Genomic DNA, 18018 nt, shown 5'->3' on the forward strand with positions numbered 1-18018 from the left:
GATAAGCACTACAATACACATCTAAAAATTACATTTCGGGTGCAATATGAACCCCTAAAGCTCAACACTATCCAGAATATAGAATTCCCTGCATTGGCGAATAAGCTCATCTCTACTCTAGATGCCTACTCTCCTCCTATATGTCCAATAAACACTGGTATTCTACCACGTTTTGCCACTCGTCGGCCATTCGCACCCAATCTTTGCGCACACCCACAAATTGAAATCCGGCTTGTTGAAACAGCTTTTGGCTGGCGCTGTTATTGGCCCCGATTGTACAAAACAATTGGTGCAAGCCTAAGGTCTGGCGGGCATAAGAAATCAGAATTTTCAAGGCAGCGCGGGCAAATCCGTTTTTTCGCTCGTGTGGTAGTACTGCAATTCCTACACCGGCTCGTTGGTGCCGAGGCACGTAATCAAACAAATCAACGGTTCCTACCGCCCGCCCGTCGGGTAGTGCACAAATCACTAGGCGCAATTGCCGCACTTCTTCGAAATCAGCAGTGGAATTTTCTAAATATTTCCGCAAAGTGTACCGCGAGACTGGGGTTGCAGAGTCAGAAACTTGCCATAACGCCGAGTCGTTTTCCAGTACGTACAGGAATTCCAGGTCTTCTGCTTCAAGAGCCCGCAGGAAAATAAGGTCGTCGCGAAGCATGGGATGGGAGCTAGGAGGAGGCCGCTACGTCTTTAGGGTAAATAGATAAGCGCAACACAAACTTATTCAACGAACGACCGGCTTCGCAGCAAATTTTACGTAGTGTACCTACATACATCGAAAGAGTGGAAAGTGCACCCGTTTGTGGTGACTTCGCTCCTACTCCTGCCGATGGATTACCTACGCTTCATTTCAATTTCTTGGATTATGAAATACAACTTGTTGGGCAACACCGGCCTGAAAGTGTCGGAACTGTGTTTGGGCACCATGACCTTCGGCGGCAAGGGCTGGGCGGCGGCTATTGGCTCGCTCGATCAGCAAGCCGTTGATGAGCAAATAAAGCGCGCCGTGGACGCGGGCGTCAACTTCATTGACACTGCCAATGTATATTCGGAAGGCCTTTCGGAAGAATTAACTGGCCAATCCATTCATAACCTTGGTTTGTCGCGCCACTCGTTGGTGCTGGCTACCAAAGTACGCGGCAAGATGGGCGAAGGCCCCAACGAAGTAGGCCTGACCCGAAGCCACATCATGCAGCAGGTGGAGGACAGCTTACGGCGCCTGAAAACCGACTACATCGACCTCTACCAAATTCATAGCTACGACCCACTCACGCCCCTGGAAGAAACGCTCCGAGCCCTCGACGACCTAGTGCGTAGCGGCAAAGTGCGCTATATCGGGGCCAGCAACCTGGCGGCGTGGCAGCTGATGAAGGCGCTAGGCTACTCCACCTACAACCACCTGGAAAAATTCGTGTCGCTGCAAGCGTACTACACGGTGGCAGGCCGCGACTTGGAGCGCGAGCTGGTACCGTTGCTGCTTGATCAGAAAGTGGGCTTACTGGTATGGAGCCCGCTAGCCGGCGGTTTCCTGAGCGGCAAATTCACCCGCGACCAACAAAACGAAGAAGGCGCCCGCCGTATCAACTTCGACTTTCCTCCGGTTGACAAAGAGAAGGCCTACGATATTCTGGACGTACTGCGGCCGTTGGCCGAGGCAAAAGGCGTTTCGGTGGCGCAAGTGGCGCTGGCGTGGCTGCTGCACCAACCCGTCGTCACGAGCGTGATTATTGGAGCCAAGAAATTGGAGCAGCTGGAAGACAACCTGAAAGCAGTGGACGTGCAGCTTTCAGCAGAAGAGCTACAGCAGCTAGACGAGGTAAGCAAGTTGGCACCTGAATACCCCGGCTGGATGCTGGATTTCACGGCTCCCGACCGTCAAGCATAACCTTGTAGCTGTAGTTAAACACACGGAAAAGAGCCGGCCGCTAAAGACAAGTTGTCTTTAGCGGCCGGCTCTTTTCCGTGTTCAATGAAAGCTGACCAGGCTTATACTTCCACGTTTCCGTCGAACACGCGGGTTGCGGGCCCAATCAGGAAGATGTTGGTAAAAGCGCCATCGGGCAGTGCCTCGAACGTGACGCGCAGCTCACCACCAGGAGTAAGCAGGCGCACGGGGCTTTGCGCGCCATGCTGTGAGGCAGCTAGTGCCACCGCCGTAACGCCCGTGCCACAGCTCAGTGTTTCGTCTTCCACTCCCCGCTCGTAGGTGCGCACCTGCCACGGTAAATCAGGCGTTGCGGGCACTTCCGCAAAGTTGATGTTGGTGCCTTGCTCCCGGAAAAGCGCACCGTAACGGATGGCGCGGCCTTCGGCAAACACGTTCAGGTCGGCCAGGGTACTGGCGGGCATAAAGCGCACAAGGTGCGGCGAGCCGGTGTTCAGGAACACCCCGTCGTGCTCTGCTATTTGCTGGTGGCCTGCTACGTCCTGCATGCGCAGGTGCACCGTACCATCGGCGTCGATCTGGGCTTCGTGGGGGCCGTCGGCGGCCAAGAAGCGGGTGGTGCTATCAATAACGCCAAGCTGCCGGGCAAACGCCACAGTGCAGCGGCCGCCATTGCCGCACATAGAGCCTAAGCGGCCATCGGCATTGAAGTACACCATCTCGAAATCGTACTCCGGGTGCTGGCGCAGCAAAATGAGGCCATCGGCCCCGATGCCGCGGCGCCGGTCGCAGAGGTGATGCACGAGGGCTTGGTTGGTTTCGTCGAAGCGGTGGGCGCGGTCGTCCACCATCACGAAGTCGTTGCCGGTGCCTTGGTATTTAAAGAAGGAAAGAGTCACGGGGAAAGAATCAGACGAATTTGCGCAACAGGGCTATCTGCCCGGCGTGGTAAAGATAATGCTGAACGATGCCATGCAGCAGCACATAGATAGAGACGCCGGAACCATCGGCCCGCTGACGTGCATCACCAAGCACCGTATCCAGCTCCGTGGCGGGTAAGGCTTCTGTAATAGCCACCAGTTGTTCGTGCGCTTCGTGCAGCTGTTGCCGCGTACGCAACCAGGCCGCCTCGTCCGCCACAACCGGGAACAGCGGCCAGTCGTCGCGGGTCATAGGCGTGAGTTGGCGGGCCTCAACCCGTTGTGCTACCGTAACAGTCCAGGTGGTTAGGTGCTGCACCAGTTCGCCGATGGTGTGCACGCCGGGCCACGGATAGGCAGCGGCTTGCGCCGCTGTGATGTTGGCCAGCGTTTGTTGCAGTGAAGGCCCCGACCACGCATCTCCATCGAAGGCGCGGCGGAGTTGATCGGCAATGCGTTCCGACTCTGACATAGGGTAGTTGTTGCTAGTGAATTGATGTTATGTAATACGGAGTGTGCGAACTATTTGCCTGAAAGGCAGCTCCTGCAGAAAGGTCGCCGAAGCACCTTACACCGGTAGCGGCGCACAACCAGCGTAGCGAATAGAAGGCCAGGCGACGCCTCTGCATGACGTTCTGGCGACTTATTGGTTGCCGTTACCTGTGCATATGAGCGCCCAGCCCCATAGAATAGCCGTGGTCCATCAGTCAGCAAGCCAGCGTCAACCCCTACCTTTGCACTGCATGTATACTTTCCTTACTACCAGTCCTTGGTCTGATTACGAACTGCTCGACGCGGGCAACTTCGAGAAGTTGGAGCGTTTCGGCCAGCACATCTTGGCCCGCCCCGAGCCGCAGGCCATCTGGGACCCCCATCTGCCTGCTAGCGAGTGGCAGCGCGCCAATGCCACCTTCACCCGCGAGAAAGGCAGTCAGGAGCGGGGCCAGTGGAAAATAAAGCCAGGCACGCCCGAGCAATGGGTGATTGGCTACGAACGGCCCGATGGACTGAAGCTGCGGTTTCGGTTGGGCATGTCGTCGTTCAAGCATGTGGGGCTGTTTCCAGAGCAAGACCCCAACTGGCAGTTCATCTACCAGCAAACCCGCAAGCGTAAAGCCGCCGTGCCGCGGGTACTCAACCTGTTTGCCTACACCGGCGCCGCCACGCTGGCCGCCCGCGCTGCTGGCGCCGACGTCACGCACCTGGACTCGGTGAAGCAAGTCAACTTTTGGGCCCGCGACAACATGGAAGCCAGCAACCTCGACGGGGTACGCTGGCTGGTAGAGGACGCTATGAAGTACGTGCGGCGGGAAGTGAAACGCGGCAGCAAGTACCAAGGCCTCATTCTGGACCCGCCCGCCTACGGCCGGGGCCCCAACGGCGAGAAATGGCAGCTCGAAGACGAGCTCAACGAAATGCTGAAGCTGTGCAAAGAGCTCCTCGACCCCACCGACCATTTCTTCCTCGTCAATTTGTATTCGTTGGGATTCTCGGCGCTGATCCTGGATAACCTCGTAAGCGAGATTTTCCCCACTATGCGAGACAAACGGGAGATTGGCGAAATATACCTGCATGATGCCGGCGCCCGCAAGCTGCCGCTCGGTACCTTCTGCCGGTTTGCCACGTAGGGACCTCACCTCCTACCCCCTTCCTCACGGGGAGAGGGAAACTAGCTTTTAGCATTCTAGCTCTATCTTTTGCACCCATCGCACCCCTATTAAAAACTAGCTCTAGTAAAATTAGAAACTAGTTCTCCTCTCCCCGAGGAGAGGAGGTTAAGAGGTGAGGTTCGCCACCAGCCCAATTATATGACTACTACGCACCACCGCCGCCTTGCCCTCATTGACATGGGCACCAACACGTTTCACTTATTGATTGTGGAGCTGCCGGAAGAACGACACGCGGAGCCGCAGGTGTTGATGCGGACCAAAGTGGGCGTGCGGCTCGGGGAAGGCGGTATCAGCAAAGGAGAAATTACGCCCCAGGCGTTTGCACGAGCTTTGCACACGCTACAAGCTTTTCAGGAAGAAATAGAGCTCCATCAAGTGACGGATGTGCGCGCCACGGCCACCAGCGCCGTGCGCGTGGCACGCAACGGTTCGGAGCTGGTGCAGGCCATCTTCGAGCAAACCGGCATCCGGGTGGAAGTAATTCCTGGCGAACGGGAAGCCGAGCTGATTGCCAAAGGCGTACGGCAAGCAGTGCCCCTCGGCGACGAGCGCAACCTAATTGTAGACATAGGAGGCGGCTCCGTGGAGTTTATCATTGCCGATGAAGCCACCATTTTCTGGAAGCAGAGCTTTGAAATTGGGGCGCAGCGGCTACTGGACATGTTCTTTCCTGACCCCAGCGGCGTTATGTCGGCGGCGGCCGTGGCAGCCGAGCAAGCGCACCTGAGCGTGGTGCTGGCGCCCTTGGTGGCCGCTATTGAAGAGTTCCAGCCGGTGGCGGTGGTGGGCGCTTCAGGCAGCTTCGACAGCCTGGCAGATATGCAGCTCGGCCAGCTGCGCACCGAAGCCGAGCTACCGCCGTGTACCGATTTGGCCATGAGCAGCTTCCAAAACAGCTACCGCCAGCTCCTTAGCAGCACCCACGAAGAACGGAAAGCCATACCCGGCATCCTGCCCATGCGCGCCGATATGCTGGTAGTGGCCTCCGTGCTGTTCGACTTTGTGTTGGGCGTTAGTGGCATCACCCGCATCCGTACCTCGGCTTTCGCGCTGAAAGAAGGCCTGCTAGCCGAAATGATGAAATAAGCCCCTTAGCAACGCAAACCGCCCGCCTCCTTGCACCGATAGGCAAAGAGGCGGGCGGTTTGCTTTACGGCCTGTTAGGTTCAGCAGACGGCTCCGGGCTGCTGAAGATACTAGTTTACTTCCTGGCAGACCTTGTGAATAAAGGCCATCTTCTCGGTCACGGCCGGGGTGATGATGAACGGGTATGGGTCAGGCTGGCCCATGCTGCGGTTGAGGCTGTTCATGGCGAACGTAAGCGGCAGCCAGTGGTCCATGATGCGTTGGAAGTTGGCTTGCTCGTAGGGCTCCTCGCTGATGGTGGCGCGCAGGAAGTGGTTTTCTTCGGCCACTACGGGGTTCACGCTCAAGCCGAAGGCGTGGGCCGTTTGCAGCGTGTCCAGAATATGGAGGTAGTGCGCCCACGTTTCGGCCCAGTCTTCCCAGGGGTGGCTGCTGGCGTACGAGCTAATGAAGTGCTGCGCCCAATCCGGCGGGGCACCTTGGGCGTAGTGGCGTTTGAGGGCGTCGCCGTAATCCTGCTGCTCGTCGCCGAACAAGGCCCGGAATTCCTCTAGATGCGGCGTGTTGTCGATCAGCCGGTCCCAGTAGTAGTGGCCGACTTCGTGGCGAAAGTGGCCAAGGAGTGTCCGGTACAGTTCGGCCATGGCCTTGCGCGCCATTTCCCGCTCGATATCGTCGGCCTCGGCAATGTTGATGGTGATAAGGCCTTCGTCGTGACCGGTCATCACTCTTTCGCCGGCTTCGGGGTTGGGGTCGGCCAGGAAATCAAACCAGAGGCCACGCTCCGGGTCAACAGCTTTGCTGACAACGGGTAGGCCCATGCGCAACAAGCTATACACCAGCCGGTGCTTGGCTACCTCCAACCGCCGCCACCGGGTGCGGTGCTCGGGCTGCTCTAGGTTCGGAATGGTACGGTTGAGGGCACAGGCGGTGCAGAAGGAACCCATGCTGGTAGTAGGCACCAGCCAGTTGCAGGCGCCCTCCGCATGGTTGGGGCAATAGGTATACGTTGGGCCGTCAGAGGGGCTAGCGCCGTACAACCGGAATGTATGGCCATCGGCTTCTGGCACTAGGGGTACTAGTTGCAGTTGCTTGCTCTCGAAGCCCAACGGATAGGTACACTTTTCGCATTTATCGTTTTCAAAGTACAGCAGTTGGCCGCAATGAGTACACTTAAAGAGTTGCATCTGGTTGAAGTAGAGCTGGCTGGTTTCACGGTATGTACGGTTGATTTCAAAATGCCGCTACAACTGCGGGATACGCTGGTACAAAGCTTCTGCTTTCAAGCTTCATGAAGCCGTTGCAAATCCGTTTTGCGTATCCCGTAAGCTGTTGCCAAGGCTCCTTGCGCTACTCATGGGCCTGTTGTTTTCTAGAGGAGCTTTCCTTGACATAACCATCTAAGCAGGTGGCCTTACCAAGCAAAAACCACATAAAAAATCAAAAACCTTATTGAAAACTAAGGGTGTTCCGCAATTTATTCGCTTAATTCCTGAATCAGCACCCCAAAAACTACAGTCGAGTACCTATCCTTGCAGCACCTGTTTTTCTGCTTGCTGGTGCCCAAGCTGCTAGAAGTTTCTGCCTCTCTTTCCCTATTGTATGCACTCTGCTTCCTTGCTCCACTCTTATCGGGAACAGGCCCACGTGTGGGATGAAATGTTCAAGTCTGAAGGTATCCGCCCCGAGTACCGCAACTTCGTAACGGCCATCGAGAATCTGCCGGGCACCGAGATGACGCGCAAGGTGGAGCTAGCCAAAAAGCTGTTTTTGAGCCAGGGCGTTACGTTTACGGTGTACAGCAGCGGCGAAGGCATCGAGAAAATTTTCCCCTTCGATATTATTCCGCGCATCCTCAACCACACGGAATGGACCCGCATTGAGGCCGGCATCAAGCAGCGGCTGAAGGCCCTTAACATCTTTCTCAAGGATATCTACCACCAGCAGTTTATCATCAAAGACGGGATTATTCCAGCGGCGCTGGTGTACTCGTGCCCGCAGTTTTTGCGGGAGATGGTGAATGTCAATGTCCCGTTCGACATCTATACCCACATTGCGGGCGTAGACCTCATTCGGGACCACGACGGGGAGTTTTACGTGCTCGAGGACAACCTGCGCACGCCGTCGGGGGTGTCGTACATGCTGGAAAACCGCAGCATCACGTACCGCATCTTCCCCGATTTGCTGCCCAAGAACAACGTGCAGCCGGTGAAAGACTATCCCGATTTGCTGTTCCGCAACCTGCTCGCCCTCGGCGACCGGCAGGGCAGCGAGGTGACGGTGGTGTTGCTTTCGCCGGGCATCTACAACTCGGCTTACTTCGAGCACAGCACCTTGGCGCGTCTGATGGGAATCCGGCTGGTGGAAAGCCGCGACCTGATAGTGCACGACCATTTCGTGTACATGAAAACCACCCAGGGCCTCACTCGCGTGGACGTGATATACCGCCGCGTCGACGATGACTACATCGACCCGCTGGCGTTCCGGCCCGACAGCGAGCTGGGCGTGTCAGGGCTGTACTGGGCGTACCGCAAAGGCAACGTGGCCATTGTGAATGCCATGGGCAATGGGGTGGCCGACGACAAAGCTGTGTACTGCTACGTACCCGACATGATTCGCTACTACCTCAACGAGGAGCCCATTCTGAGGAACGTGCCCACCTACCAGCTCGACGACCCCGACAAACGCCAACTGGTGTTCGACAATATGGAACGCATGGTCATCAAGCGCACCAACGAGTCGGGTGGGTACGGGATGCTGATTGGCAGCAGCGCCACGGAAGAGGAAATGGATGCTTTCAAGACGGCCATCAGTGCCGACCCACGCAGTTTCATTGCCCAACCCATCATCAGCCTTTCTTCCACTCCCTGCTACATCGACGGCGTGCTGCAGCCCCGCCGCGTGGACCTGCGGCCGTTTGCGCTCTACGGCCCTTCCGGCATCGACATTGTGCCCGGCGGCCTAACGCGGGTAGCACTGCGCGAAGGTTCTCTGGTAGTAAATTCCTCGCAAGGTGGAGGCAGCAAAGACACCTGGGTACTGGGTCCGGAGTTTGGATAAGAGGCTGAGAGTAAGCGAGCAAGAAGTAGCAGGGAATGTGAAGACAAACGTCATTAATTCCACGCCGCCTATACTGTTTTAAATACCCCATACACTCTTAGTCCTCGACCTATCTCCTACCCACTTACCCTCAGGCCCTCTTACCCTCAACAATTACCGCATGCTAAGTCGCGTTGCTGACACAATTTACTGGCTGGCCCGCTACATGGAACGCACTCAATCCATGCTGCAGGTGATTCGAATCAGCTACATCACCTCGCAGGATGAACACCGCTACTCGGGGTGGAAGTCCCTGCTCGACAACTACGGCGACCTAACCACCGAGGAAATCCAGGACACCGTGCGCGACACGGCGCAAATCATCGGGCACTTGGTGTTCGAACGGTCGAATGCGGTGTCGGCGTACAACAACGTGGTGCGAGGCCGCGAAAACGCCCGCGCCGTGCAAGACCATATCACCAAAGAGGTGTGGCAGAGCCTAAACGAGTACTACCACACCATTCGGCAGGAGGACATGGCCCGCCAAACCACCATTGAAGACCCCGTATCGGGCCTAGATATGCTGCTGCGGCAAGGCTTGCTGTTTGCTGGCACGGTACAGTACACCATGCCCCGCGACGAGGGATACGCCTTCCTGAACTTAGGCAAGTTTCTGGAGCGCGCCCTCCAAACGGTGGATATTCTGCGCCTCAACAAGCTGGCCTTTTCGCCGGAGCGGCAGCATCCGATGGGCGCCCCGGAGCTGCGCTACGTGCTGTACTCGCTCTACGGCCACGAGTTGTATTCGAAAACGCACCGGGGAATCCTGGATGCGCAAACTGTACTCAACATGGTGGTCCACGACACGGACTTTCCCCATTCGCTGTCGTATAGCCTTCGGCAGTTGATGCGCCACTGTGAGCGGCTTAAAGACAAAAGCTTGCCAGCCAACTACGAGCAAGTGCGCTTTCTGATTGGCAAGGCCAAGAACAGCGTAACCTACAGCAGTTTGTCGGTGAGTGATGCCGCCATGCTCGACCAGTTTCTGCTGCAAATCCGGAACGAACTGCTGGAAATTGCCACTGCGCTCAACAAATATTATTTCGGCAACAGCTGAGCAGTGGAAGGGCAGCAGGTTGCTGCACTCTTTAGCAGCAACCCGCTGCTGTCTGGCTAGCTGCTCTTTCCATGATCTGCCCTGGCTTCACTCACGCATATTCCTGGCCCCATGCCTTCCTATAAAATCAAGCACCTTACCCGCTACGCCTACGCGGCGCCGGTCATTGACTGCGCCAATCAGCTGATGATTTATCCGCTGGAAGACGAGCGGCTAACCGTGAAGAACCACGAAGTAAGTGTTTCCTACAACCCGGAAACGGCTTTCTTCACCGACTACTTCGGCAATCAGGTGGGGGTTTTTACCTTGATAAAGCCCCACACGGAGCTACTGATTGAGTCCAATCTGGATGTGGTGACGCACCCCATTCAGTTTCCAATGGATGAGGCGTCGGCCGAAACGCAATGGCAGAACCTAGTTAGCTTGCGCCACGATGTAGGCTATATCGACTTCCTGACCCCGGAGGCATCGGCGCTGCAGCAGGAAATATGGCGCGCGCTGAGTGAGATAGTGAACGGTGCCGATAAACCGCTGAAGAATGCGCTAGTGCTGTCGGAATACGTGTACGACCATTTCGAGTACAGGAAAGGCGTCACCAACGTGGAAACTCCAACCGATGAAATCTGGCGGCTGCGGGCGGGTGTCTGCCAGGATTTTGCGCATATGCTGCTGTTCATGCTTCGGTTGATTGGCATTCCGGCGCGCTACGTGAGCGGCTATGTGTGTCCCAAAGAAGAAGGTGTCCGGGGTACGGGTGCTACGCATGCTTGGGTGGAAGCCTACATTCCGTTCTACGGCTGGCTGGGCCTCGACCCAACCAACAACTGCATCGTGAATGATGGGCACGTGCGCATTGCCATTGGCCGCAATTTCACGGACTGCACCCCCATCAAAGGCACCTACAAAGGCACCGGCGCGCACACCCTTACCGTGTCGGTGCACATCGACAACGGTGAGCCAATCCAACCAGTGGCCCTACCGGAAGAACCGGTGTATGTGCGGGAAGTGGAGCAGCCTATTGTGCCCATCAACTCCTACCGCAAGTACGTGAACTGGGAACAGCAGCAGCAGCAGCAACAGCAGTAACTCGTCGCTGCAGCACCTGACTTGGAAGTAGCCGTTCCGGAAACTGCCGTAAGTTTGGGCTTCGGTTTGGCTAGGCGTTTTGTTCTGCTGCCACTCCTTCACGCTACGCCCTTACTCGCTGCCCCCGATGACGTTCTCGTATAACCAGCTTTTCTCCTTCACTGAAGCCGTTTTCAAGAGCATCGGCTGCCCCGATGCCGATGCTATACTTGCCACCGAAACGTTGCTTTCCGCCGATTTGCGCGGCGTTGATTCGCATGGCGTAGCCCGGCTGGTGGGCTATGTACGGCTGTGGGAAGCAGGCCGCATCAATCCGGCTCCACGCGTGGGCGTCACCTACGAAACGCCCAGCACGGCCGTAGTGGACGGCGACGGCGGCTTGGGCTTGGTAGTGGGGCCTAAGGCTATGCAGGTGGCCATTGAGAAGGCGCGGCAGGTAGGTACTGGCTGGGTATCGGTGCGCAACTCCAACCACTTCGGCATCGCGGGCTACCACGCCATGAAAGCCCTAGCCCACGACATGATAGGCATGGCCATGACCAATGCTTCGCCGCTCGTGGCTCCCACCTATTCCCTGGACCGGCTGTTGGGCACCAACCCGATTGCTGTGGCCGTGCCAGCCGGTGAACAACCCGATTTTGTGCTGGACATGGCGACCACCACCGCCGCCAACGGCAAGTTGGAAATTGCTCAGCGCAAGAACATTCCTATTCCCGAAGGCTGGGCACAAGATGCTGCGGGCATCGGCTCCACCGACCCCAACGCCGTGAAGAATGGCGGCGCGCTACTACCCCTGGGCGGGGCTACCGGTTCGCATAAAGGCTACGGGCTAGGCGCTGTAGTAGACATTTTCTCGGCAGTGCTATCTGGCGCCAACTACGGCCCCTGGGTGCCGCCCTTTGTGGCATTCTTACAACCACCCGCCGACCCGGTGGGCCAGGGTATCGGCCACTTCTTCGGGGCCATGCGCGTAGATGCCTTCCGTCCCGCCGACGAGTTCAAGGCCCACATGGACAACTGGATTACCACCTTTCGCAACGCCCGCGCCACAGAAGGCCAGCACGTGCTCATCCCCGGCGACCCGGAGCGCGAAACCGCTTCCCGCCGCTTGCTCGATGGCATCGACCTCCTTGACCCCGTAGTGCGTGACCTGGAAGCATTAGGCGCTAAGTTTGGGGTGAAGCTGTAACGAGCAGGGTACATCATGCCACAAAAAAGCCCGCTCTTGCAAACAAGAGCGGGCTTTTTCACGAACTATTATAAGATTAACCGTTGCTGGCAAGCAGAGTGCTTACAGCAACATCTTCATTCAGGTATTTCGAGGAATAGGTTTCGTCGGCACCGCTTAAGAACAAGCACGTACCGCCGTTCACCGCTTCAATAATTTCATCTTTCTGATCCATCGGCAAGGCCGGGCAGCCGAGGCTACGGCCCAAGCGGCCATTTTGCTTGATGAAGTCTTCGCTTACATAATCGGCACCGTGCATTACTACGGCGCGCTCAAGTGCATTGGTGTTGAAGCCTTCGTCTACGCCTTCCAGTTTCAACGAACGGCCGTGCTTGCCTACATACTCGTCTTGCGTTACGTAGAAACCAAGGCTGCTCATGTTCGACTCGTTCTTGTTGGAGAACGTCGTTGCTACATCCTCGCCCGAGTTGTGGCCGTGAGCTACCAAGGTATTGAATTTCACTTGCTTTTGCGCCAAGTCAATCACCCACAGGCGCTTGGCTGTGCTAGGCAGGTTAAAGTCCACTACGGTTAGCAACTGCTTGTCATTGGACAGGCGGCCTTCGCTTTGCAGGTTCAGGTAGCCAGTCAAGGCTTTCTCGAACACATCAAAGTGCAGCCCCTGGCTTTCCAAGCCAAGCTCTTGGTACAGTCCGTGCGTACGCTGAGTATAGAAAGTGGCTTGCAACTCTTTAGCAGTCGGCAGTTTAGCTTCTGTGCTGGCAGCCTTCACCTTGGAGTTGATAACCGGACTAGCTAAAGGCGTAGCCATAAAAAGCGAGGCCATGAAAGGCAACACCCGGCGGGCAACCCGACGGGCGCGACGCTTGAAACGCTGGCGATATACTACACTAGTTTTTTCCATCTGCGCTGAGAGGGTTGCCCCTGCTTTTTAGATTAATACTCCTTAGGAGAAGTGTTACCTGAGAAGACTATACGCAACATCTGTGCGAATGGTGCACATCACCAGGATTTCCGGCTAGTGCTCTGCTTAAACGTAACTAGCGCCAGATTAATTCCATATCTACTATGTACACTGCTATCGTTGCCTACAGCACGCTATTGCGCGTTTCCACCTCTGGAAGTCAGCCGTACAACTACCCTGAACTTCCGACAACAAAAATTTCAAATACTGCAAGTTCCCAGTTACTTACGCTTCCCCTTATTGCCACCCACGGGCTGCTAGCTGCCGGGCCGCTTTGGTCCCATCCAGCCATTTCGACTCCAGGCCGGGGCCGCTCACAAACAAGCATGAACCTTCGGGCAAACTCTTGATGATAGCGCGGTACTGCTCTGGCGGCAGGGCCGGACACCCGCGGCTATAGCCTACCTGCCCGTGCTCCCGCAAGTAAGCGGCACTCACGTAGTCGGCGGCGTGCAATACCACGTAGCGTGCTTCGGCATTGGAATTCTGGCCGGCATCGAGGCCCCGTAGCCGCCGCGAAAGGCCGTGCTTCCCTCCGTAGGTGTCCTGCGTCCGATAGAACCCTAGTGATGTGCAAGCCGATCTAGAAACGTTGGAAAAGCGTTCGGCCCGTAGATGCCCAGAACCGCGCCCATGCGCTACGTGGCTGCGATGCAGGATGCGGCCCTCTTTCAGATCCAACACCCACAGCCGCTGCTCCGACGAAGGCAGGTCCATATCGGCTACGGCTAACACGCCGGGCCGCTGAATACGATTGGCCTGCCGCAGCGTCAGATAGCCTACACACGCTCTTTCCAACACGTCGGGGCGCAGGGCGGCGGCTTCGGGTCCAAGGCTGGCTTGCAGTTGCTGCACCGTTTGGCGCAACGAGTCGGTAACGTCCGTTAATGGAGGAACGGGGGTCAGGGCCAGCGAATCGGGGAGCGTGGGCGCCGTACGAACAGAAGTTGCCATGCTGGCCGGAACAGCGGCCGCAGGTGCTCTGCTTTCGGTGGCTGAAACGTTGCACCCAACCAGTCCCAACCCAACTGCTGCTCCTATTATGGACCGTACTCCTGCTCTTCCCCACATCATTGCTACGTGCCTACTCATGCCCCAAAGTACTCAGGCCACAGCATTGGAAAAGCACCCTCCCTAAAAGAATGTCGCTTGGCCACAAAAAAGCCTCTCCTATTTACAAGGAGATGCTTGTATACACTACCAGCGTTTGCCTGACTGACAGGGTGCCGACCGCACTAAACTGCGGCAGCGAGTTCGTGCCGCCGCCTCTATCACGTGCCTAGATGGCCTGGCAGGTAACGGCGGCTTTTTGATTCCGAACGAATGTAGCGTTGCAGCGTGAGACAAGCTTAACGCAGTGCTGGCAAGAGCAGAAACTATGGAGTTGTTGACGAGAGACATACGAAAGAATTGAAAGATGACAGTATCATCTGCGCCAGGTCAGATGCGGATATAAGACGGGGGGCACTGGCGCTAAAAAGAAACGCTCACGTTGCCTTTAATGAAAAACGGTGTCCCCGGCGTGTAGTGCAGTTCTGAGACGCCTTCGGCTGGCTCGCCTGGTAAGCGGCTCTGGGTATCAAACTGAGCTTGGTTCCATTCCACATTCAACAGATTCTCGGCGGTGGCGCCTACCTGAAACCGGCCTTTGGTGTAGCTCACTACGGCATCGAGTAGAAAGTAGCCCCGAGCCCGTACCGTGTTGAATTCGTTGGCGGGCCGGTCGTTGAGGTGGCGGTAGCGTAGGCTGGCACTGAGGCCGGTTGGCTGCTTGAGCGTGACGCCCCCAATGCTGGTGAAGCTGGGCGCTAGCGGAATGTAGTTTTCACCTTGCAGTTCGCCCACGGCGCGGCCGTGGTTGTAGTTTAGGTCTAAGTCGGCAAAAAGAATGCGCGACAGTTGATAGCGCATGGCTAGGTCGACGCCGAAGCGGCGGGTCCGGCCCGAACTCTCCACAAAGCCCCCATCCCCGACGTACACCAGTTCGTCTTGCAGATGCAAGGCCCACAACGCAGCATTCACTACTAAAGCCGGTACGGGCTTGAACGTACTGCCCACCTCGTAGCCAATGGCCCGCGGCAAGGCCTGCAGCGAGTCGCCGCGGTTCACCACCACTGCGCGGGCATCATTAGAGTGAAAGCCGAAGCCTGACCGCGCAAACAGCTGCACCTGCGGGTTGAGGTCGTAGTAGAAATTCAACTTCGGGCTCACCCGGCCTTTGGTAGCGCGCCCCGAAGCAGAGTCAGCCGCGGCGTCCTGAAACTTGAACACGAAGTAGTCGGCACGAAACGCGGCATTCACCGTGAGTTTATCGGTCAGCGACAACGTTTCTTCGAGGTAGGCATTCAGGTTTTGCTCGTACACCGGCCCACTCACTATAGTGCCCGTTACCTGGCGTTTCACCGCGTTGCGCAGGGCCACGTTGATATCGTCGATGCGCGTACCAACCCCGACGGTGGTGCGCAGGGCCCGGTTGCCGAGTTGGCCGTTGCGCTCATAGGTGCCCGTGTAGCCGTAGATATTGCGGCTCTCGGTTTGCCGAATTTGGTCGCCTTGGTCTTCGTTTTCGAGGAAGAAAGTGAAGTTGGAAAACAGATTGAAGTTGTACCGGCTGTAGTAGGCTTGCTGGCGCACCACCGCGTCGCCGGGCAAGGTGGTGGTCAGAACGGCCGTGGCGTTGGTGCGGTCGGTGCTGCCGCCCTCCGTGTTATCAATGGCCCCGAAACGGGAAATAAGACCGGCGCGCACGGCCCGCTCCGGCACCTGGCCGGAGGCATCCCACGTGGAAGTGAAGTGCGAGCCGAGCAGCATCAGCGAAGTGCGCTCCGACAGCAAGCCGGTGTACTTGCCCATGCCATTGAAGCGCTTGAAGTGCTGCTTGCTTTGGAAATAGGAATTGGTGAACGTGTACTCCGTGGCGAGGTAGGCACTTTCCGCCTGCTTGGAAAACAAGTGCTTGCCGTCTGGCAGTACATCGAGCAGCACCACCGCCCGGCGCGTATCAAAGCGCCCTATCTCCAGCTTTGCCAGGCTGTTGGTTACGCTGGTTTTGGTGGTAAACTCCCCGGCGCCAGCCGTGGCAAAATCTCCAAACCGCGCCGTGTAGGGGCCCTTGTACACCCGCAACGCATCCACCGTTTCGGGTATCACAAAATGAAAATCGGCGTAGCCCTGCCCGTGTGCATGCGACACCATGTTCACGGGCAGCCCGTCGATGCTGACGTTGAAATCGGTGCCGTGGTCGACATCAAAGCCGCGGATAAAAATTTGTTCGGCCTTGCCGCCCCCCGCATGCTGCGCAATAAACAGGCCCGGCACCAGGGGCAGTAAATCCTGCGCCGAATTGACGGGCCGTAGCACCTGGTCGATGTGGGTGATGGCGGCCAGTGTCTGGTTGGGGTCACGGGGCTGCGCTACGGTCACTTCGCGCAAGCTCAGCGCAACCATTGGCAAGTGCCACGTCAGCGCCTTGTTTTCGCCGGCACGCAGCGTTAGGGTTTGGGTGCGGGCGCCGTAGCCTAGACCCGCGGCTCGAAGCGTGTACACGCCCGGAGCAAGGTTGCTAAAGCGAAAGCTGCCTAACTCATCGGTAGCAGTAACGGCACTGTTGGAGCCACCGGCACCTTCCAGCCGGAGGCCGACGCCAAGTAGCCGCTGGCCCGACGTGGAATCGGTGATGGTGCCGCGCAAGCTGGCGGCTGTGGTGGTTTGTGCGCACAAAGGGGCTACTCCTACCGGCCCACACAGTGCCAGCACGAACAATAGTATTCGTAAAAAATTGAGGGTCATACAACCGATAGCACGACTCTGCCGCGTACAGACCAAGCGGCCCGCATACATGCAGCGTCAGATTGGAAATAAGAAATGCGGGTTGCTATAAGCAGCCTGTTTTGCCCATGCCCGCAAGCAGTGGCTCATGTCTTATCCCCGGCGCGGCGGCGCGTAGAGTATGGCTGGAAATCCGGCTGGTGTTGGCAGTACCAGAATAGCTGTTTCCGGCTTGCCTGATGTCCAGACGGGCATCATGGTTGGCAAAGGAGCCACGTTCAGGCAATGCACGTCCAAGCCCTTGAGGGTACTTAGCAGCTGCGGCAACGACTGCTGCTGGCCTGGTTTGGCTACTTCATACTGTTCGCCGTTGCACTGGTCGAAGCAGTCGAGGCGCAGGTAATGCTGCTGCTGGCAATCAACGCTGTGCACGTAGTCAGCGGCGTGCTGGCGCACCGGCTCTGGCCGCCCTACCAAGCCGGCCCCCACCACCAACAGGTAGTGCGTGAGCAGCAGCAGAACGAGGCAGGTACGGAGCATTGCGTTGTTATTGAATACGTGCTTATCACATACAGCGGAGCCTCTGCCCCACCTTACTCTTGCTAAAAGAAAACGCGCTCCACGGTCCAGTAGGCAGCAACAAGCCCGATGACAACGGACGCGGGTACCACAACGCGCTGCTTGTACCAGACTTTCTGGCCGAACCAGCGGCCCACGAGCAGCCACGCCAGCAGAATCACGGTTACCTGGCCCAGCTCCACGCCTACGTTGAAAGAAATAAGGGACTCGAAAAACATATGGCGCGGCAGCCCTAAGCCCGTCAGCGCACTAGCGAAACCCAAGCCGTGAATCAATCCGAACCCAAACACAATGGCCACACGCCAGGGGTTCAGCCGGTCAGCCACGATGTTCTCGATAGCCACGAACAGAATGGAAAGCGCAATAATTGGCTCTACCACCGCTACGGGGGGCGCTAGTATGCCATACATAGCTAACCCAAGCGTGATGGAATGGGCCACGGTGAAAGCCGTTGCCTGCCAGAGCACTGGCTTGAGGCGAGGCTCCAAGAAGAAGATGCTAAGCACAAACAGAATATGGTCGAGGCCGAGCGGCAGAATGTGCTTAAAGCCAAGCTGCAAGTAGGTCCAGAGAATGTCGGTGCGGGAAAGCTTACTGAGGTCCACGTCCAGCACATGCGCATTAGCCAGAGCAGGCAACAATAGCAGCAACGGTAGCAGGCAGCGGACCCGTGAACAAGAGAAAAGGTGTGCCATAGGCTTCAACCCGTAAGTAG

At 57.1% G+C, this 18018-nt stretch carries 16 protein-coding genes; 7 read left to right on the top strand and 9 right to left on the bottom strand.

Going from position 1 to position 18018, the window contains the following annotated elements; genetic code table 11:
- Positions 1 to 136: 136 nt before the first annotated feature.
- On the bottom strand, positions 137 to 658 hold the full coding sequence (locus MTX78_RS19205) for a GNAT family N-acetyltransferase (RefSeq protein WP_243797526.1): 522 nt from the start codon (positions 656 to 658) through the stop codon (positions 137 to 139).
- Positions 659 to 865: 207 nt separating this feature from the next.
- Here MTX78_RS19205 and MTX78_RS19210 point away from each other — a divergent pair, with 207 nt between their 5' ends.
- On the top strand, positions 866 to 1885 hold the full coding sequence (locus MTX78_RS19210; RefSeq protein ID WP_243797528.1) for an aldo/keto reductase: 1020 nt from the start codon (positions 866 to 868) through the stop codon (positions 1883 to 1885).
- 101 nt (positions 1886 to 1986) lie between these two features.
- Here MTX78_RS19210 and dapF read toward each other — a convergent pair whose 3' ends face one another.
- Both dapF and MTX78_RS19220 read right to left on the bottom strand, forming a co-directional pair.
- Positions 1987 to 2784 (bottom strand): diaminopimelate epimerase, encoded by a 798-nt coding sequence (dapF, locus tag MTX78_RS19215; RefSeq protein ID WP_243797530.1) that lies wholly within the window; start codon positions 2782 to 2784, stop codon positions 1987 to 1989.
- A gap of 10 nt (positions 2785 to 2794) precedes the next feature.
- Positions 2795 to 3277, bottom strand: coding sequence for a DinB family protein (locus MTX78_RS19220; RefSeq protein ID WP_243797531.1), 483 nt, complete (start codon positions 3275 to 3277; stop codon positions 2795 to 2797).
- Positions 3278 to 3548: 271 nt separating this feature from the next.
- Here MTX78_RS19220 and MTX78_RS19225 point away from each other — a divergent pair, with 271 nt between their 5' ends.
- Positions 3549 to 4433: a class I SAM-dependent methyltransferase gene (locus MTX78_RS19225; protein ID WP_243797532.1), complete on the top strand. Its 885-nt coding sequence runs from the start codon at positions 3549 to 3551 to the stop codon at positions 4431 to 4433.
- A gap of 180 nt (positions 4434 to 4613) precedes the next feature.
- Positions 4614 to 5561 carry a Ppx/GppA phosphatase family protein gene (locus MTX78_RS19230; protein WP_243797534.1) on the top strand — a complete coding sequence of 316 codons (948 nt, stop codon included), beginning with the start codon at positions 4614 to 4616 and terminating at the stop codon, positions 5559 to 5561.
- 110 nt (positions 5562 to 5671) lie between these two features.
- Here MTX78_RS19230 and MTX78_RS19235 read toward each other — a convergent pair whose 3' ends face one another.
- Entirely contained in the window at positions 5672 to 6748 is a 1077-nt protein-coding gene (locus tag MTX78_RS19235) for a zinc-binding metallopeptidase family protein (RefSeq protein WP_243797535.1), read from the bottom strand.
- Positions 6749 to 7163: 415 nt separating this feature from the next.
- Here MTX78_RS19235 and MTX78_RS19240 point away from each other — a divergent pair, with 415 nt between their 5' ends.
- The 4 genes from MTX78_RS19240 (at position 7164) to MTX78_RS19255 (ending at position 11992) form a co-directional block, all read left to right on the top strand.
- Positions 7164 to 8621 (top strand): circularly permuted type 2 ATP-grasp protein, encoded by a 1458-nt coding sequence (locus tag MTX78_RS19240; RefSeq protein WP_243797537.1) that lies wholly within the window; start codon positions 7164 to 7166, stop codon positions 8619 to 8621.
- Positions 8622 to 8781: 160 nt separating this feature from the next.
- Entirely contained in the window at positions 8782 to 9717 is a 936-nt protein-coding gene (locus MTX78_RS19245; RefSeq protein WP_243797539.1) for an alpha-E domain-containing protein, read from the top strand.
- A 111-nt stretch (positions 9718 to 9828) separates the two neighbouring features.
- Entirely contained in the window at positions 9829 to 10803 is a 975-nt protein-coding gene (locus tag MTX78_RS19250) for a transglutaminase family protein (protein WP_243797541.1), read from the top strand.
- Positions 10804 to 10930: 127 nt separating this feature from the next.
- Complete coding sequence (locus tag MTX78_RS19255) at positions 10931 to 11992, top strand: Ldh family oxidoreductase (RefSeq protein ID WP_243797543.1); 1062 nt, start codon at positions 10931 to 10933, stop codon at positions 11990 to 11992.
- Positions 11993 to 12068: 76 nt separating this feature from the next.
- On the opposite strand, the gene MTX78_RS19260 is transcribed toward MTX78_RS19255, so the two are convergent.
- From MTX78_RS19260 to MTX78_RS19280, 5 genes are all read right to left on the bottom strand, one after another.
- Positions 12069 to 12896, bottom strand: coding sequence for a murein L,D-transpeptidase catalytic domain family protein (locus MTX78_RS19260; protein ID WP_243797544.1), 828 nt, complete (start codon positions 12894 to 12896; stop codon positions 12069 to 12071).
- Positions 12897 to 13193: 297 nt separating this feature from the next.
- Positions 13194 to 13910 (bottom strand): murein L,D-transpeptidase catalytic domain family protein, encoded by a 717-nt coding sequence (locus tag MTX78_RS19265; RefSeq protein ID WP_243797545.1) that lies wholly within the window; start codon positions 13908 to 13910, stop codon positions 13194 to 13196.
- Positions 13911 to 14429: 519 nt separating this feature from the next.
- A complete protein-coding gene (locus tag MTX78_RS19270; RefSeq protein ID WP_243797546.1) occupies positions 14430 to 16745 on the bottom strand; it encodes a TonB-dependent receptor in 2316 nt (771 codons plus the stop codon).
- Between the two features lie 132 nt (positions 16746 to 16877).
- The gene (locus MTX78_RS19275) at positions 16878 to 17264 is read right to left on the bottom strand and encodes a hypothetical protein (RefSeq protein ID WP_243797547.1); all 387 of its coding nucleotides are present in this window, start codon (positions 17262 to 17264) and stop codon (positions 16878 to 16880) included.
- 62 nt (positions 17265 to 17326) lie between these two features.
- A complete protein-coding gene (locus MTX78_RS19280) occupies positions 17327 to 17998 on the bottom strand; it encodes a HupE/UreJ family protein (protein ID WP_243797548.1) in 672 nt (223 codons plus the stop codon).
- Positions 17999 to 18018 lie beyond the last annotated feature (20 nt).

This window comes from Hymenobacter tibetensis (assembly GCF_022827545.1).
Taxonomy (GTDB): Bacteria; Bacteroidota; Bacteroidia; order Cytophagales; family Hymenobacteraceae; genus Hymenobacter; species Hymenobacter tibetensis.

Bases quoted from the DNA above. Each gene is read 5' to 3' on its own strand.
- MTX78_RS19235 (WP_243797535.1), bottom strand. From the start codon at position 6,748: ATGCAACTCTTTAAGTGTACTCATTGCGGCCAACTGCTGTACTTTGAA.
- MTX78_RS19265 (WP_243797545.1), bottom strand. From the start codon at position 13,910: ATGGCAACTTCTGTTCGTACGGCGCCCACGCTCCCCGATTCGCTGGCC.
- MTX78_RS19240 (WP_243797537.1), top strand. From the start codon at position 7,164: ATGCACTCTGCTTCCTTGCTCCACTCTTATCGGGAACAGGCCCACGTG.
- MTX78_RS19225 (WP_243797532.1), top strand. From the start codon at position 3,549: ATGTATACTTTCCTTACTACCAGTCCTTGGTCTGATTACGAACTGCTC.
- MTX78_RS19210 (WP_243797528.1), top strand. From the start codon at position 866: ATGAAATACAACTTGTTGGGCAACACCGGCCTGAAAGTGTCGGAACTG.
- MTX78_RS19260 (WP_243797544.1), bottom strand. From the start codon at position 12,896: ATGGAAAAAACTAGTGTAGTATATCGCCAGCGTTTCAAGCGTCGCGCC.
- MTX78_RS19205 (WP_243797526.1), bottom strand. From the start codon at position 658: ATGCTTCGCGACGACCTTATTTTCCTGCGGGCTCTTGAAGCAGAAGAC.
- MTX78_RS19275 (WP_243797547.1), bottom strand. From the start codon at position 17,264: ATGCTCCGTACCTGCCTCGTTCTGCTGCTGCTCACGCACTACCTGTTG.
- MTX78_RS19220 (WP_243797531.1), bottom strand. From the start codon at position 3,277: ATGTCAGAGTCGGAACGCATTGCCGATCAACTCCGCCGCGCCTTCGAT.
- MTX78_RS19270 (WP_243797546.1), bottom strand. From the start codon at position 16,745: ATGACCCTCAATTTTTTACGAATACTATTGTTCGTGCTGGCACTGTGT.
- MTX78_RS19255 (WP_243797543.1), top strand. From the start codon at position 10,931: ATGACGTTCTCGTATAACCAGCTTTTCTCCTTCACTGAAGCCGTTTTC.
- MTX78_RS19245 (WP_243797539.1), top strand. From the start codon at position 8,782: ATGCTAAGTCGCGTTGCTGACACAATTTACTGGCTGGCCCGCTACATG.
- MTX78_RS19230 (WP_243797534.1), top strand. From the start codon at position 4,614: ATGACTACTACGCACCACCGCCGCCTTGCCCTCATTGACATGGGCACC.
- MTX78_RS19280 (WP_243797548.1), bottom strand. From the start codon at position 17,998: ATGGCACACCTTTTCTCTTGTTCACGGGTCCGCTGCCTGCTACCGTTG.
- MTX78_RS19250 (WP_243797541.1), top strand. From the start codon at position 9,829: ATGCCTTCCTATAAAATCAAGCACCTTACCCGCTACGCCTACGCGGCG.